The organism is Moraxella atlantae NBRC 14588, from assembly GCF_001591265.1.
In the GTDB taxonomy this organism is placed as follows: Bacteria; Pseudomonadota; Gammaproteobacteria; order Pseudomonadales; family Moraxellaceae; genus Faucicola; species Faucicola atlantae.
In genome coordinates this window covers 68,929-85,956 of record NZ_BCUL01000006.1, presented here as the reverse complement: position 1 = coordinate 85,956, position 17,028 = coordinate 68,929, and the positions used below count along the sequence as shown (strand labels likewise).

Here is a 17,028-nt window from a genome sequence, read left to right as displayed (position 1 = left end):
TTTAGCTGTAAATTTTTGATAAAATACTTACTTGCTAAAATATATATTCAATCCATTTAAAAATTTTAAAAAAGTCAGCCACCTGCATGCTGGACAATTTCGGGCAAGGTAAACGGATAGCACAAAATTCCGCGAGGCGTTGCCAGTACGGGGATTTTATCGGCAAGGGCAAGCATTTGCGCGTCGGGTAAGTCAGCGATATCAAGTACCCGCCAGTCAAAGCGTGTGACCGCTTGCGCATAGCGTAAAAGCTGCGCCGCCTCATCACACAGATGACAGCCTAACGTGCCGTATAGCTGCCACACGCCGTCGGTGGGTTGGGGGATGAGGGTGGCTAATTTGACTGGTATCACTGGGCGTTGGTGCGTTTGATTTGGCATGGTGTTTGGCAATCGGATGTTTTAAAAAAAGAACAAATCGTTATTTGGGCGAATCGGGCAAGCATAAAGTAAATTTGGCAAAAATTCACCCATTTTGCCAAATATGGCATAATAGCCGCCACCAGCATTTTAATGTTACTGGTTTAAATTTTTGTTATTGTAGCGAGCGTGCCTTGCCTAGACCACAACCACCCGTCCAAAACCGCCCAACCTCATCGGCTTATCCTGCCTTGCCACCACCGCGCCAAGGCAATCCGCTGCTGAGGTTGTGCAAACGCTTATTTGCCACGTTGGTTGTATTGTGGCTGGCGTTTCATGTATGGGTTGGGGCGATGCTGATGGTGTGGCAAACCCAGCCAATCAACAACACCATGTTTATGACCTTGCACCGCTTGAGCGGCGGCGCGCCCGTCAGTCAGACATGGGTTGAGGACAGCCAAATTTCGGTCAATGTCAAACGCGCGGCGATTGCCAGTGAAGATGCCAACTTTGCCAATCATGCAGGCTTTGACGTGCAAGGTATTGAGCAGGCGATTAAGAAAAATCAAAAGGCAGGCGCGATTAGTGCAGGTGGTTCAACGATCAGCCAACAGCTTGCCAAAAACTTATTTTTATACCCCAAACGCTCCTATATTCGCAAGGGCGAAGAGGCACTGATTACGGTGATGATTGAGCAGCTGTGGAGCAAAGCGCGTATCTTGACCGCATACTTAAATGTGGCAGAATTTGGTGATGGTATTTATGGCATCGAGGCGGCAGCGCAGCATTATTTTAATCGCCCTGCCAAAAGCCTAACCAAACGTCAAGCTGCGTTTTTGATCGCCATGTTGCCCAATCCCAAGTATTATCAAGCACACCCCAATGATCGCCGCTTGCAGACCAAAACCCAAATTATCTTACGGCGCATGGGTACGGCGGATTTGCCAGACCGTTAATAATTGGCTAAAAAACGGCTAAATCATTAGCCGTTTTGTCAGTGTGCTCAACAGTGCAAGCATCATTTAGAACGCTTGAATCGGTTCTTTATCTAATGGCTGCGGCATGGCAGAAGAATGGTGCGAAGAAATCAGCCATTGCTTGCTTGTTGGGTCATAGCGATACACATAGGTGTAGCGCGCCGTGACTTTTTCATTGTTTTTGTAAGTGAAGCGGTACACACCCGAATCTGCCGCAAAATTGCAGCCTGTGGTGATGTGGCGCTGCAAAATTTCACCCTTAGGTGCTTTGACAAGCCAATGCGCAAAATAGTCTTGGATTGCCGCTGGGGTAACGCGAGGGCGATTTGATACGGTCGGCAATAAGATTGAGTTTGGGCCATAGTTTGCTGCCACACGTGCAGGATCAAGGCTTTGTAGGGCTGCATTCCAGCGATCAAACAAGCGTGCAACCTCATCATTGCTGATCATCTGACAGCTGGTTGCTTGGCTGACAATAGTTTTAGTAGGTGCTACTTTGGCGGTGGTTGGGGTGACAGTGTTTGATGCGCAGCCTGTGACCGCACCTAGGGCAAGACCCATGCCAAGTAATTGTGAAAAACGATTAAATTTTTGCATTGCATGCCTCCAAATTGTTTGTCATATTCAGCCTTAAGGTAGGCTATTGTGTGTGACTCATGCTTTTTTAGCATTTGCCTTTTTAACATTTTAACATCAAAAAATTAAACGCTAAGCCTTATACGCTAAACCACAGTCACCAAAACAGTGACCAAAATTGGATAGTAATACTTGATAAATCTTATCGCTTAGCTAATTTAATTTTATACATGAAAAAAAATTATAAAGCCAGCCTTAATAGCTAGCTTTTTTGTATCATTTTGGCAACTTTTGCTATAAACCACGGTTTGATAGCCGATATTTATCAATTAACTTTTTTATAGCATAAAATAGATTGACTGTTTTGCATAACACGTTAATTTATTGAATGAAAATTTTATTGAAACATTGAAACAAGGGAATCTATTATGTCAGTCACCGAAGAAATTCTCGTCGAATTGCCCCCCACGCCAAGCGTATTACCCGATATCCATTACCCCGAAGTGTTTGAATACGCCGATTGCGACATCAACCTGTATTTTAACCGTGAATTGTCGTTGTTGCAGTTTCACCAGCGCGTGCTGGCGCAAGCATTAGACCCACGCCATCCACTGCTTGAGCGGCTGTTTTTTTTGATTATTTTTTCATCGAATTTGGATGAATTTTTTGAAATTCGCGTGTCTGGCTTGTTACAAAAAGTCCAAATGGGCGATCGGGTCAGCAGCATTGACGGTATGCACCCAAGCCAAGTGCTTAAATATATCTCTGCCATCGCGCACAAGGCGGTTGAGGAACAGTACCGCATTTTAAACGATATCATCTTGCCTGCACTGGCAGAGCAGCAAATTCGCTACCTCAAACGCGATGAGCTCTCTGATGCGCAAGCCAAGTGGGTGAAATGGTATTTTGACAACCAAGTCGCGCCTGTACTGACACCCATCAGCATTGACCCTGCCCATCCATTTCCGCGTTTGGTGAATAAAAGTCTAAACTTCATCGTGACATTGGAGGGCAAAGATGGTTTTGGGCGTGAAATCAATCTGGCGGTGGTGCCTGCACCGCGCAGCCTGCCGCGTGTCATTCGCCTGCCCGATGACTTGACAGGTGGTAGAGAGCACCACATCATGCTCACTGCGGTGATTCATGAGCATATCGGCGAGCTGTTCCCCGGTATGACGGTGACAGGGTGCTATCAATTTCGTTTGACGCGTAACGCCGATTTGGCATTGTCCGATGATGTTGAAGATATCGCCAAAGCACTTGAGGGCGAGCTGGATAACCGTCGCTTTGGTGCTGAGGTACGCCTTGAGGTGACCACCAACTGCCCAGCCCAAATCAGCGATTATCTGCTTGATGAGTTTGGCCTACAAAAAGACCAGCTTTACCGCGTCAATGGTCCAGTCAATCTCACGCGCCTGCTGTTTGATTTTAAAATTCCGCATCTACGCTTTCAGCCATTTACCCATGCCATCCCCAAAGCGTTTCGCCGTGAAACCTTTGAAAAAAACGACAACGTCTTTACCGCGATCAGCAAGCAAGACATCCTGGTGCATCATCCATTTCACGCCTTTGCGCCTGTCACCAACCTGCTATGGCAAGCCGCGCAAGACCCAAATGTGCTAGCGATCAAACAAACCTTGTACCGTTCTGGTACCAATTCTGAAGTCGTACAAGCCCTTGCCGAAGCGGCGCGTAAGGGCAAAGAAGTTACCGCCGTCATCGAGCTGCGCGCGCGTTTTGATGAAAAATCCAACATTGAGGTTGCCAATCTCTTGCAACAGGCAGGTGCAGTGGTGGTGTATGGCATTGTTGGTTACAAAACCCATGCCAAGCTGATGCTGATTTTGCGCCGTGAGGACGACAAAATCCGTCGTTATGTCCATCTTGGCACGGGCAACTACCACGCAGGTAACGCCAAAGCCTACACCGACTATGGCTTGTTTACCGCCAATCCTGCCATCACCGAAGACGTGCATAAGATTTTTAACGAACTGACGGGCATGGGCAGACCTGCAAAACTGCAAAAACTGCTACACGCGCCTTTCACCTTGCATGACAGATTATTAAGTTTTATCGATGATGAAATTGCCCATGCCAAAGCAGGTCGGCGCGCGCATATCATCATCAAGGTCAATGCCTTGACCGAACAGCAGCTCATCGACAAACTATACGCTGCCTCGCAAGCAGGCGTAAAAGTACAGCTGATCATCCGTTCAATGTGCTGCTTGCGCCCACAACTTGCAGGTGTATCGGACAATATCGAGGTGCGCTCAATAGTTGGGCGGTTTTTGGAGCACACGCGCGTGTACTACTTTGCCAACGGTAGCGAAGACACCGACGGCAGCAATACCCAAACGCTAGATCAAGCGCAAAACCTTGCCAAAAAAGACCAACGTGCTGATCAGTACCAACCGCGTTTGTACTGTGCCAGTGCAGACTGGATGGAGCGCAACCTGTTTAACCGCGTTGAGGTCGCCTTCCCAATCGAAGATGCCAAAGTATTTAAGCGTATCATGCAGGATCTACACAACTACCTGCGCGACAATACCAACGCATGGTCGCTAGACGCCAACGGCACCTGGCACGCGCTCACCCCAAATGAAGACAAAGCGGCCTTTAGCGCGCAAGCCTATTTGCTCGACAAAATATCAAGATAAAACAGGCACAATATAGCAAACGTGGCATGCTATCCACTCACAATCGATAACAGCTTGTTACCGATTCACATGCAAAAGACAAGCAAAAACACATGCCACTTTGCTAAGATAAAACCTCAACAAACCCATAGTAAAATTTAAGCCAAAAGGAATGCACCATGACAAATATTGACCCAAGCCAAGCCAACCAAGACAGCAGCACCAGCCTTAACCCAGCCAGCCAAGTCCAACCAACAGACTTACAACAAGCCGTGGATGACGTAAACCCTGCCGAACTGGCACAAAATCTGGACTCAGATGCCAGCAATGACGCGCGTCAAGCCGCTGAGCAAGCAGGGCAGACGCTATCAGGCGGTGCTCAGGCGCAAAACCTACGCGGCGATGAAGAAACCCCATTTGTCGATGACGCACTACGCACCGATAAATAAAAGCAAGCCGTGCGCTTGTTAGCTATTGATTGCTAAGTCCGCCCATAACCCACAGCGCGTTTAACGACACGTTACGATAAACGCGCTTTTTTTGACCAAATAACCCACCAAAACCCGATACTAGCCAGATAAAATAACAGGAAAACCAGCATGTCAAACGACCAATCAACCACCAACCCAAACGGTGTCAGCAATATTTCTAACAAAGTTGAACCAACAGGCGTCGAATATCGCGATGCCCCCGACGCTAGCGCAGACAACGCCACTACCAGTGGCGTATTGAGCACCGACCCAACCAACCTAAACCGTACAGCTGACGGTGAAGTGACCAATCCAGAAAGCCTAAAAAATATCAACCCAAATGGCGTATCGACTGCAGACAGTGCGCCGCATAATACTGCAGGTATTACCGACACCCAAAGCATCTTAAGCACTGATCCTACCAACCTTAACCACGCTGCAGGCAATGCCGTTGTTGAAGACAGCGTCACTCACCAAGCAGGTGAAGGTGTGACCGCAGGCAAAGCCCCTGCTACCGAAACGCCCGATATTTTTGACAATCGCCCACAAGCAGCCGTCAAAACGCCAACCACAGAAGCGCAGACAGTCGTCAGCCAAACATCAGGCGACCCGTTACAAGTGCTGCCTCAGCAAGGTGAGGCTATCAGCGAAACACGCAGCTATCCGCTAGAGAGCACCTCAGAAGCTCACGTCGATCACCTTGATCGCCTATCAGATGGTAGCTATGACGTGCCACGCGAACACGATGAATAACCAGCCATCTATTTTTAAACCCTAAAAGAAGATTAGAACTTAAAGGCAAACCATGCAAGCACCCAATATTCACCCCGATTCGCTCACCCAACCCAGCGCGACGCCAGAAGGCGCTGATTTAGTACGCCCATTGGCAGCCGAACAAGACCAACACGTCAATCGTGGCGACAAGCCTGCCGAAGAACCCGACCGCCGCGACCAACCAGGGCAAGCGTTTGATGGTGGCGTCAATACCCACACCGCAGGCAACGATGTGCCACAAAGTGCAGAAATCAACACGCTTAATCGCTACGCCAACCCCGAAAACGCCCAGAGCCGCACGCTAAACCCCGATGGCTCTAAACCCAACACGGGCAGTGAGTGAGGTTTCATGCGACACAAAAAAAGACAGCCAATGCTGTCTTTTTTGTTAGATTCATTCATTACAGCCAGTCTGGCACACCACTATGAAAACGCAATTCGCTGTCAGGTGTGCTAATCAGCTCACACTCGACTGTGCGAAAAAATGCCACACGTTCATCAATCGGATCATCCGACAAGTTTTGCGCCAATGCCAAATAATCCTCAAAATGGCGGCTTTCAGATTTAAGCAAATAACGATAATACCGCGCCAATTCGTCATCGGCTACCACCGCCGCCAATGCTGCAAAACGTTCGCACGAGCGTGCCTCAATAAATGCCCCGATGATTAGCACATCTATCATTGCCGCAGGTTCAAACGTGCGCTTGTGGCGCAGCAGCCGTTCGGCATAGCGCCCTGCAGGGATATGCCGCCACGCCAGTCCGCGCGCTTCCATCAAATCAAGCACCTGCTCATAATGTAGCATTTCCTCACGGATTAGCTGCGCCAGTTTGCGCTGCAAATCTGTATGCGACATATAACGAAACACCAAGTTCATCGCCGTACCTGCCGCTTTTTTTTCACAATTGGCATGGTCTTGCAAAATCGTGGGCAAATCTGCCAGTGCCGCATTTAGCCATTTATCAGGCGTTGGGCAGCCCAAAAACGTTTGAATGGGCTGCATATCAATGGGCGCGGCAGGGTAAGGCTGTGTTAGCACATCGCTATTGGTGGGCACCACATCAGCTTGGGTGAAATCAGAATTGGTCATATGGCATAGCAAAAAGTGATCAAAAATATGATTATAGCACAGCCAGTTTTTGCGCCTAGCCCGTATATACGTGGTGCTCAAAAATCTCAATGTGGGCAAGTTAAACAAGAATTTGACTATATATTTCAAAAATAAATGTATTATATTTCTTTATTTCATCAAATGATAATCGTATAATCAAATTATGCCATGCAGGCAAGCCAGCGTTTATTGAACGATGGCAAAAAATGATAGCAATGACAGGGAAAAAGGAAGCCAAGACAATGACAAACCAACAACCACACCATGCCAGTACACCAGCAGATACCGCCCAGCGTGTCAGCAAGGGCGATTTACTCATTGATCAGCAACTGTATGATTTTATTGAAAATGAAGTCTTGCCCGTGGTCAAAATCGATAGCAACAAATATTGGCAAGATTTTGAAAACATCGTCAAAGAATTCACACCACGCAACCGTGAACTGCTTGCCAAGCGCGATCAATTTCAACAACAAATTGACGACTGGCACAAGGCAAATCCTGCTAAAGATGGACAAATCAACCGCGAAGCCTACCGCGCATTTTTGCAAAAGATAGGCTACTTACAGCCGCAGGGCGAAGATTTTAGCGTAGATACGCAACATGTTGATGACGAAATTGCGCACATTGCCGCGCCGCAGTTGGTTGTGCCTGTGCGCAACGCACGCTATGCCCTCAACGCCGCCAATGCGCGCTGGGGCAGCCTATATGACGCGTTGTATGGTACGGACGCTATCAGCGAAGACAACGGCCAAGAAAAAGGCAAGAGCTATAACCCGACCCGTGGCGCGGCGGTCATCGCATTTGCCAAAGACTTTTTGGACAAGCATTTTGCCCTACAAGATGGCAGCTATACCGATGTGACAGGCTTTGCCGTAAGCGATGGCAAGCTTGTGGTTAAGCAAGGTGAGCGCCAGACCGCATTACAAGATAGCGCACAATTTGTTGGTTATACGGGTAATGCCAGCCAACCTAGCGCGGTGTTGCTCAAGCACAATGGCTTACACGCCGACATCCAAATTGACGCCGATAGCCCGATAGGTAAAACCGACCCTGCAGGCATCAAAGATGTCTTATTAGAAGCCGCTGTCACCACAATTCAAGACTGTGAAGATTCGGTAGCCGCTGTCGATGCTGAAGAAAAAACCGAAGTATATCGTAATTGGTTTGGCTTGATGACAGGCGAGCTTGCCGAAACGTTTGACAAAAACGGCAAAACCATGACGCGCACCATGCAGCCAGACCGCGAATACACCGCACCAAATGGTGAAGTGTTTAGCTTGCCAGGGCGTTCGTTGATGTTGATTCGTAACGTCGGGCATCTGATGACCAACCCTGCGATTTTGGTGAAAGACAACAATGGACAAACCCATGAAATCTATGAAGGCATCATGGACGCGCTTATTACGCCACTGTGCGCCTTACCCGATTTGCGCCATGACAACCGCCTGCCCAACTCGCGCACAGGCTCCATGTATATCGTCAAGCCAAAAATGCACGGGGTAGAGGAAGTCCAATTTACCGTGGATTTATTTGCCGCGGTTGAGCGTGCGTTGGGACTGCCCGAAAATACGCTTAAAATCGGCATTATGGACGAAGAACGTCGTACCAGTGCCAACCTAAAAGCCTGTATCCGCGCCGCACGTCATCGGGTGATTTTTATTAACACAGGCTTTATGGATCGCACGGGCGATGAGATGCACACCAGCATGCAAGCAGGCGCGTTTGTACGCAAAAATGCCATGAAAAACACCGACTGGCTAAGCGCGTATGAACGTCAAAACGTGCAAATCGGGGTTGATACGGGACTTGCAGGCAAAGCGCAAATTGGCAAAGGCATGTGGGCGCAGCCTGACAACATGCACGCTATGCTAGCAAGCAAAGGGGCGCACCCCAAATCAGGCGCAACTTGCGCATGGGTACCATCGCCCACAGGCGCGACCTTGCACGCCATCCACTACCATGACACCGATGTGTTTGACGTACTGGCAAATATCCAGCAGCAGCTTGATCAAGGTCAAAGCCCAGACGCGCTTGACGACCTATTGACCATTCCACTGGCACAAGCTACCGACTGGAGTGACGAAGAAATCGCGCAAGAACTTGACAACAACATTCAAGGTATTTTGGGCTATGTCGTGCGTTGGGTAGATCAAGGCATCGGCTGCTCAAAAGTGCCTGATATTGACAATATTGGCTTGATGGAAGACCGCGCAACCTTGCGTATCTCAAGTCAGCATGTTGCCAACTGGCTGCTACATGGCATTGTCACCGCTGAGCAGGTCGATGAAACCTTGCAGCGCATGGCAAAAGTCGTTGATCAACAAAACGCAGGTGATCCCAACTACCGCCCGATGGCACCTAACTTTGACGGCTACGCATACAATGCCGCGCGTGATTTGATCTTTGAAGGCACACGCCAACCAAGCGGCTACACCGAACCATTGTTGCACCGCGCACGTCTGGCACTAAAGCGCGCTAACGCTTGATTTTGACTTAAACCTAACCAAAGCGTCTGGTCAGTATCAGACGCTTTTTTAATAGCAAAAATTAATTGTAACAAAACTTGTATATTTGATAATTACGTTTTAAACTATGCCTGTTTATTGCCAAGTGTTGCAAAATGTAGCCCTAAATTCACTCACAGTACAAGGTAGCAGTGGCAGTAATGTTACAAAAAACACGGCAACCGTTAAAACCTGTAGTGAATAAATTGCTAAATTCTTGTCGTGATTTCACAATTTTGTAACAATTTATTGGCAAAATTTGCGCTAACTAAGCTGTTTGTTAGGCAGTGTTAGAGGTTAGCTGGCGTATGACAATTTTGGCACGCCACTCGCCACAAACAACCCACTTATTTATGTAGCGGTTCATTTAACTTTCCACGGAGTGATATCCATGAAAAAAATCGCCCTTGTATCAGCGATCGCTATCGCCTCAATCTCGTCTGCCCAAGCAGCGCCAAAAGTATACGGTAAAATCTTCCTATCAACGGATTATGTTTCTACCGACTATGATGACTCTTCTAAAAAAGATGAAGATACTTTTAAATTGAACGACAACTCTTCACGTATCGGCTTTCGTGGTGAAGACAGCCTAAACGATGACATCGATTTGGTTTATCAACTTGAATACGGTGTATCACCTGATAGCGACACCACGCAGTTCAAATCACGCAACACATATATCGGTTTGTCAAACCGTCAATACGGTACACTATTGGCAGGTCGTCACGATACACCATTTAAGCTATCAAAAGGCAGTGTGGATGTGTTCACCAATAACTCTGGTGCTGGTTTGTCATTGGACAAAATCGGTCCAAAAGGTTTTGAAAAACTTGGTGAGGAACGCGCTAATAACGTAATCGCTTATAAATCACCTGCTATCGTTGGTATGCCTGTAACCTTTATGGCAGCTGTTTCTCTATCAGAAACTGATGCAGACGGTCATGTGGTGCTAAAACCTGCAGTAAAAGAAGTCAAAGAAGTTAAGCTTCCAGACGGTACTGTGCTAGTAAAAGGTGTAGCTGCGCAGCCAGCGGTATACAGCGAAAAGAAAGTTAAAGACAACGGCTACTCAGCGATGCTCGCTTATGACCAAAACGGCATGTACCTAGCTGCTGGCTATGACAGCAACGTAGGGGCGGCAGATAGCGCGTGGCGTATCGCAGGTTCGGTTGATTTGGGTAAAATGAACATGGGTCAAGGCTCGATGATGAGCAATCTTGTTCTAGGTGCATTGTACCAAAACGCTGACATCTACGATAACAAAGACGATGCCAAAACTTGGTTAGTGTCTGGTAAATACAAGCTACCTGAAAGCAAATGGGCAATCAAAGCACAGTATGCCAATACTGACTTTGGTAATAACGACGCTACAGAAATCGCGGTTGGTGGCGAGTATGCCTTTAGCAAGGCTGCAATCGGTCACATTTACGCAGGTCAAGTGGATCGCGATCACTACAAAGATGATACCGTTATCGGTGCAGGTCTAGAATACAAATTCTAATCCTGGCTAAATTGTTTAGAAAAACTCACCCAACTGGGTGAGTTTTTTATTGCATCTTTACAAAAAGATAACACTTCTAAAAAAATGCAAAAATATATTGCAAAATATTGCAAAGTTGCTATGCTAGGGCTAATCAAACAGCTTTTGGTAAAATTTGTTGCCGTAATATGTATGGCACGGCAAATAAGCAGTTAGGGACTTACCACACCAAAACTGATTTTGATGCGTTATTTTTTGGAGGTGACGGATGAAAAAACTTGTCTTGATGGCTGCCCTAGCAGCATGTGGTGTATCAGTAGCAAACGCTGCACCAACCGTTTATGGTAAAGCATTTTTAACATTAGACTATGTCAGCGGCGGCGACACCGATGTAACGACCACCACCGACACTTATGTGAATGGTAAAGTAAGCACCAACAGCACAAAAACCAGCACCGATGGCGGCGATGTGACTGAGCTGAATTCTAACTCATCACGTATTGGTTTGAAAGGGGCGGAGAATTTAACCGACAACACCGATGTGGTGTATCAGCTAGAATACGGTATCGATGTCGATGCGGACGACAACGGCAAAAAACAATTTTATTCACGTGATACCTATTTGGGTCTAGCCAACAAACAATACGGTACGCTATTGGCAGGTCGTTTGTCAGCGATTGATGATAGCATCAATTATGTTAGCCAAGCCGTGGGGCAATTTGATAACAGCTTTGGCGATGCAGCGTGGGACGGTAACCGCATTAACAACGCCTTTGCTTATGTATCACCTGATTACAACGGCATGAACTTTATGGCAATGTACGCGCTTGACAACAAGAGCGAACACAACGGCTTAGGGCATGAAGGCTGGGGTGTGGGTGTAAAATATGAGCCTGAAGGTCAGCCTTATCGTGGTGGTATCACTTACATTCAAGCAGGTGACTTCAAAACCACGCGTATCAGCGGTGCGTATGATTTGAACAACACTGTGGGCATCGGTGCGTTGTATCAGCTTGATAAAGCTAAAGAAAATGATGGCAAAGATGAGAATGTATTCTCAATCAGCGGTACTTACCAAACAGCCAGCCCATGGAAAGTATACGCACAAGCGGATTTTATCGACAATGTTGCCTTTAACAACGATGCCGACAGCCAACAATTTGTCATTGGCGGTAAATATGCCTTTAGTAAACAAGCGATTGGTCACGTTTATGGTGGCTACCGCAACAACGAATACAAAGAAGTCGTCAGCAACGTCAAAGATGGTAACGGCACGGTTGTAAAAACCAAAACTGAAACCGACGGCATGGCAATTGGTGCAGGTTTAGAGTACTTGTTCTAATTCTAAACCGTTGTTTATGCCATTGGGTTGAGCCTTTTGCCACTTTTAAGAGCAAAAGGCTAGCGATTTGACGGGCTGCGTTATTTGATCCGCGTTATTGACACAGTAACGTGGATTTTTTATCTTCCGTTGCCGTAAACCTGCGACTTCAGGCGGTGGATATAAGGCAACTTAAGTAGCTATGCTTACACACGATAAGATACTAAGTATGCTAAAATAAACCCATGAAAACACTCAAGCTACGCATACGAGACAAACACATAACGAAGCTTAACCGCCTAAGCGGTTCGGTTAATTTCGTATGGAACTACATCAATGACTTGAGTTACAAGTACCTACAAAAAACAGGCAAATTCTTTTCAGCCTATGACCTAAACGAATATACCAAAGGTAGCGGTGAATTCCTTGGCTTGCACTCGCAAACCATACAAGCCATCAACGAAACTCACGCCAAATCGCGTCGCCAATGCAAAAAAGCTAAACTATCATGGCGAACCAACAACCCAAACTCAAAACGTCAATCACTCGGTTGGCTACCATTTAAACAATCCGCCATCAAACACATTGCCACCCACCAAACAGGCAAAAAGGGCTTAAAATCAACACTACAACTAAGCCTAGCCAAAGGACAAAAACTCATCATCGACCTATGGGACAGCTACAATCTATCGCTGTATCAAATCAACACCCTTGAGGTCGTCCAAGACAGCCGTAACCGATGGTATGCCTGTATCACCGTCAAAGAATATCCTAAAACACAATGCGGAGCAGGTAGTATCGGTATTGACTTAGGGCTTAAAGACAGTGCCACCACCTCAAAAGGTGATAAACTGCAAATCAAACAGACCCAAGCATGGGCTAAAAAATTAGCCATCGCCCAACGAGCAAAAAACAAACAGCGTGTTAAGGCAATCCATGCCAAAATCAAAAATACACGCCAAGACCTCATCCACAAATTCACCACCCGATTAGTCAAAGATAACGCGCTAATCGTGGTTGGTGACGTTAAAACCACCCAATTTAACAGCAAAAAAAGCAAACTAGCCAAATCGGTTTACGATGCAGGTTGGTTTGAACTCAAACGACAACTGACCTACAAATGCGAGCACGCAGGTTGCCGTTTTGAAATCGTCAATGAGAAATACACTACCCAAACTTGTTCGTGCTGTGGCGATACGTCCAGTAGTCCGAAAGGTAGAGCAGGTTTGCGAATAAGAGAATGGACTTGTGCGAAGTGTGGCACACGGCATGATAGAGATATCAATGCTAGTAAGAATATTCTTGCGGTCGGGCTTGACCGTCTGGGAGCAGGAATCCCCTCACTTTAGGGAGGGGAGGAAGTCAATGCGTGTTGTTGTGCATGTTTGCTGCATGAAATCAATGCGAAGACGCGGGAAGACGCGATAAGCTGAGAAAGTTTTGCCAAATACCCGTGATTGTTGGTAAAATTCTGTTTTAACTTCTGCTGATTTTTCAAGACGAATAACGATTATGACCAAATTCATTTTTGTGACAGGTGGCGTGGTGTCATCGTTGGGCAAAGGTATTACCGCCGCATCGGTGGCAGCGTTGCTTGAGGCGCGTGGGCTAAAGGTCACCATGACCAAGCTTGACCCATATATCAACGTGGATCCTGGCACGATGAGCCCGTTTCAGCACGGTGAAGTATTTGTCACCGAAGACGGCGCAGAGACGGATTTGGATTTGGGCTACTATGAACGGTTTTTGCGCCATTCAAAGATGAGTAAAAACAACAACTTCACCAGTGGTAAAATTTATCAAAGCGTGCTTGAAAAAGAACGCCGTGGCGATTATCTTGGCGGTACGGTGCAGGTCATCCCACACATCACGGATGAAATCAAACGCCGCATCCATGCCAGTGGTGAAGGCTATGATATTGCCATGATTGAAATTGGCGGTACGGTTGGCGATATCGAGTCGTTGCCGTTTATGGAGGCGGTGCGGCAAATGCGCGTTGAACTTGGGCATAGCCAGTCGATGCTTATGCACCTTACCTTGGTGCCATATATCGCCAGTGCAGGTGAGAGCAAAACCAAGCCTACCCAACATTCGGTCAAAGAATTGCGCAGTATCGGGTTACAACCTGATGTGCTGATTTGCCGTAGCGAGCACCCAATCAGTGAGGATAACCGTCGCAAAATTGCGCTATTTACCAATGTGGAAGAACGCGCGGTGATTTTGTGCCCCGACGCGCAAAGTATTTACCAGATTCCTAGTATCTTGCATGAGCAGCAGCTGGATGATTTGATTTGTCAGCGTTTTGGCTTACAGACCAATACCGCAGATTTGAGCGATTGGCAAGCGTTTACCGATGTACTGCTCAATGCGGAGGACAGTGTCACAGTGGCAATGGTGGGTAAATACGTTGAATTGCCTGATGCGTATAAGTCCATCAATGAAGCCTTGCTACATGCAGGGGTGGCAAATCATGTCAAAGTAAACATTGCTTATGTCGATGCCGAACGCTTGGAGACTGAAAACGCATTGATGGATGTGATCAAAAATGCTGATGCCGTACTGGTTCCTGGTGGGTTTGGTGAGCGCGGCACAGTGGGCAAAATGCAGGCGATTAGCTATGCGCGTACCCATGGTGTGCCATATCTTGGGATCTGTTTGGGGATGCAGTTGGCGGTGATTGAGTTTGCGCGTAATGTCATCGGGCTTGAGGCAAATTCAACCGAATTTGACAAACGCACCAAAGAGCCATTGATTGCGCTGATTACCGAATGGTTTGATGAAAAAGGTGAACTACAAGTGCGTAGCGACGACTCAGACTTAGGCGGTACCATGCGCCTTGGTTCGCAAAAAGCAGAGCTGGTCGAGGACAGCCGTTTGCGCCAAATCTATGCCAGCCCGACGATTAGCGAACGCCACCGCCATCGTTATGAGATGAACGGGCGTTATATTGACGCGCTACAAGACGCAGGCATGAAAATTTCGGGTTATTCAGCCAAGCAGCATTTGGTGGAGGCGGTTGAATTGACCGATCATCCGTGGTTTATCGCGGTGCAATTCCATCCTGAGTTTACCAGTCAGCCACGCGGCGGTCATCCGTTGTTTAACAGCTTTGTAAAAGCGGCAATCCATCATAAAGCGCAACATGCCAACGACAAGCAGCCAATGACTGAGCATCAACCCAGCTGATAGGCTGAGCAAAATCAGTTTGATATAACTACCTAAGCGGGCAACTTAATAAAGCACTAACCATAAAGCACTAACCAAAAAAGGCAAATCCGATGAGCCCAACCACTTCTGATGTCACTACCAAGCCCACCGCGCAAGCCGAAATTGCTTTGGGCGATTTTGTCATGGGTAACACACGCCCGTTTGTGCTATTTGGTGGTATGAATGTGCTTGAATCGCGTGAGCTGGCGCTTGAGATTGCCGCGGCGTATGTCGAGATCTGCCAAAAGCTTGGCATTGGCTATGTGTTTAAGGCAAGTTTTGATAAAGCCAACCGCTCAAGCTTATATTCGTTTCGTGGGCCAGGTATGGACACGGGGCTGCAATGGCTGGCGGATGTCAAAGACAAGTACGGCGTGCCTATCATCACTGATGTGCATGAACCATATCAGGCGGCAGCGGTGGCTGAAGTGGCGGATATTATTCAGTTGCCTGCGTTTTTGAGCCGTCAGACTGATTTGGTGGTAGCGATGGCGCGGACAGGTGCGATTATCAATATCAAAAAAGCGCAATTTCTTGCCCCGCACGAGATGCGCCATATCATCAACAAATGCCTAGAGGCAGGCAACGACCGTGTGATTTTGTGTGAGCGCGGCAGCATGTTTGGCTACAACAATTTGGTGGTTGATATGCTAGGCTTTGACACCATGAAAGCCTTTGACGTGCCTGTATTTTTTGATGTCACGCATAGCTTGCAGCAACCAGGAGCACGCAGCGACAGCGCAGGCGGACGGCGTGAGCAGATTACCACCTTGGCGCGTGCAGGCATGGCGACAGGGTTGGCAGGGCTGTTTTTAGAGGCTCACCCCGAGCCTGAACTGGCAAAATGCGACGGTCCTTGCGCCCTGCGCCTAAGCCAACTTGAACCGTTTTTAAGCCAACTTAAGCAAATTGATGACTTAGTCAAAGGTTTTGCCAAATTAGATACCCATTAATTCGGCAAACACTTATTAAATGATATAAACAGGATGGTCGTATGGCAATTCAGACAGTGGCATTGGATTTAAAAGGTATCGACGATGCACAAGGCTATGCCGCGGTTGAGCGCGCGCTTGGTACGATTGGCGGTGTGACGGCAATGCGCCTTGACCCTGCGGTACATCGTGTGCTGGTTGAGTATGACGATACCCAAACTTCGGTGCATGCTTTTAAAGCTGCATTGACCACGGTGGATTATATCAGTGAACCATTCCCGATTGATGCGCCTGCCAATCCAAACAATGACCGCAACCTGATAGATGATCTAGAAGATAGCGGCAAGTTATAAGGCTAAACACCATAGATTTTAAAAGGATAGCACCATGAGCCAACAACATACTACGATCGGCATTGATGGCATGACATGTAACGGCTGCGTCAAAAGCGTGACACGCGCATTGCAGCAAGTGACAGGCGTGCAAAACGTTACCGTTAGCCTTGTTGATCAACGTGCCGAGGTTGATTTTGATGACAATCAAACCGATCTTGCCGCGCTGCGTGAGGCGATTGAAGACGCAGGTTTTGATGTTATTGCCTAATCCCTTGATTTGACAAAACATGCGTTTGCCCACATAGTTAGGTGACTTACTTAACCAAATTGATGCATAGCTAAATT

16 protein-coding genes are annotated in these 17,028 nt (G+C 47.4%); 13 read left to right on the top strand and 3 right to left on the bottom strand.

The annotated features are described in order from the left end of the window. Window positions 1-74: 74 nt before the first annotated feature. Window positions 75-380, bottom strand: a complete 306-nt coding sequence (locus MA2_RS05330; protein WP_079352021.1) for a glutaredoxin family protein — start codon at window positions 378-380, stop codon at window positions 75-77. Window positions 381-637: 257 nt separating this feature from the next. Here MA2_RS05330 and mtgA point away from each other — a divergent pair, with 257 nt between their 5' ends. After that, a complete protein-coding gene (mtgA, locus tag MA2_RS05325) occupies window positions 638-1,315 on the top strand; it encodes a monofunctional biosynthetic peptidoglycan transglycosylase (protein ID WP_067057738.1) in 678 nt (225 codons plus the stop codon). Between the two features lie 66 nt (window positions 1,316-1,381). Here mtgA and MA2_RS05320 read toward each other — a convergent pair whose 3' ends face one another. Further along, window positions 1,382-1,933, bottom strand: coding sequence for a DUF4440 domain-containing protein (locus MA2_RS05320; RefSeq protein ID WP_079352020.1), 552 nt, complete (start codon window positions 1,931-1,933; stop codon window positions 1,382-1,384). Window positions 1,934-2,340: 407 nt separating this feature from the next. Between MA2_RS05320 and ppk1 the strand changes: the two genes are divergently transcribed. The 4 genes from ppk1 (at window position 2,341) to MA2_RS05300 (ending at window position 6,135) form a co-directional block, all read left to right on the top strand. Beyond that, the gene (ppk1, locus tag MA2_RS05315) at window positions 2,341-4,569 is read left to right on the top strand and encodes a polyphosphate kinase 1 (RefSeq protein WP_067057604.1); all 2,229 of its coding nucleotides are present in this window, start codon (window positions 2,341-2,343) and stop codon (window positions 4,567-4,569) included. 158 nt (window positions 4,570-4,727) lie between these two features. Further along, the gene (locus MA2_RS05310) at window positions 4,728-4,997 is read left to right on the top strand and encodes a hypothetical protein (protein ID WP_067057601.1); all 270 of its coding nucleotides are present in this window, start codon (window positions 4,728-4,730) and stop codon (window positions 4,995-4,997) included. Window positions 4,998-5,147: 150 nt separating this feature from the next. Continuing rightward, window positions 5,148-5,771: a hypothetical protein gene (locus tag MA2_RS05305; protein ID WP_067057598.1), complete on the top strand. Its 624-nt coding sequence runs from the start codon at window positions 5,148-5,150 to the stop codon at window positions 5,769-5,771. Between the two features lie 52 nt (window positions 5,772-5,823). Beyond that, the gene (locus tag MA2_RS05300) at window positions 5,824-6,135 is read left to right on the top strand and encodes a hypothetical protein (RefSeq protein WP_067057595.1); all 312 of its coding nucleotides are present in this window, start codon (window positions 5,824-5,826) and stop codon (window positions 6,133-6,135) included. A gap of 58 nt (window positions 6,136-6,193) precedes the next feature. Here the strand turns inward: MA2_RS05300 and MA2_RS05295 are convergent, their stop codons facing one another. Beyond that, the gene (locus MA2_RS05295; protein ID WP_079352019.1) at window positions 6,194-6,883 is read right to left on the bottom strand and encodes a MiaE family protein; all 690 of its coding nucleotides are present in this window, start codon (window positions 6,881-6,883) and stop codon (window positions 6,194-6,196) included. Between the two features lie 263 nt (window positions 6,884-7,146). Here MA2_RS05295 and MA2_RS05290 point away from each other — a divergent pair, with 263 nt between their 5' ends. The 8 genes from MA2_RS05290 (at window position 7,147) to MA2_RS05255 (ending at window position 16,951) form a co-directional block, all read left to right on the top strand. Then, window positions 7,147-9,390 carry a malate synthase G gene (locus tag MA2_RS05290; protein WP_067057729.1) on the top strand — a complete coding sequence of 748 codons (2,244 nt, stop codon included), beginning with the start codon at window positions 7,147-7,149 and terminating at the stop codon, window positions 9,388-9,390. Window positions 9,391-9,799: 409 nt separating this feature from the next. Then, window positions 9,800-10,909: a porin gene (locus MA2_RS05285; protein ID WP_067057592.1), complete on the top strand. Its 1,110-nt coding sequence runs from the start codon at window positions 9,800-9,802 to the stop codon at window positions 10,907-10,909. 247 nt (window positions 10,910-11,156) lie between these two features. Next, window positions 11,157-12,230 (top strand): porin, encoded by a 1,074-nt coding sequence (locus tag MA2_RS05280; RefSeq protein WP_067057589.1) that lies wholly within the window; start codon window positions 11,157-11,159, stop codon window positions 12,228-12,230. A gap of 224 nt (window positions 12,231-12,454) precedes the next feature. Beyond that, window positions 12,455-13,558, top strand: a complete 1,104-nt coding sequence (locus MA2_RS05275; protein WP_067057586.1) for an RNA-guided endonuclease InsQ/TnpB family protein — start codon at window positions 12,455-12,457, stop codon at window positions 13,556-13,558. Between the two features lie 163 nt (window positions 13,559-13,721). Further along, window positions 13,722-15,395, top strand: coding sequence for a CTP synthase (gene pyrG, locus MA2_RS05270; RefSeq protein WP_067057583.1), 1,674 nt, complete (start codon window positions 13,722-13,724; stop codon window positions 15,393-15,395). Between the two features lie 92 nt (window positions 15,396-15,487). Then, entirely contained in the window at window positions 15,488-16,369 is an 882-nt protein-coding gene (gene kdsA / locus MA2_RS05265) for a 3-deoxy-8-phosphooctulonate synthase (RefSeq protein WP_067057580.1), read from the top strand. A 41-nt stretch (window positions 16,370-16,410) separates the two neighbouring features. Next, window positions 16,411-16,701, top strand: coding sequence for a heavy-metal-associated domain-containing protein (locus MA2_RS05260; protein WP_067057578.1), 291 nt, complete (start codon window positions 16,411-16,413; stop codon window positions 16,699-16,701). A gap of 34 nt (window positions 16,702-16,735) precedes the next feature. Beyond that, window positions 16,736-16,951 (top strand): heavy-metal-associated domain-containing protein, encoded by a 216-nt coding sequence (locus MA2_RS05255; RefSeq protein ID WP_067057575.1) that lies wholly within the window; start codon window positions 16,736-16,738, stop codon window positions 16,949-16,951. The last annotated feature ends 77 nt before the right edge of the window (window positions 16,952-17,028 follow it).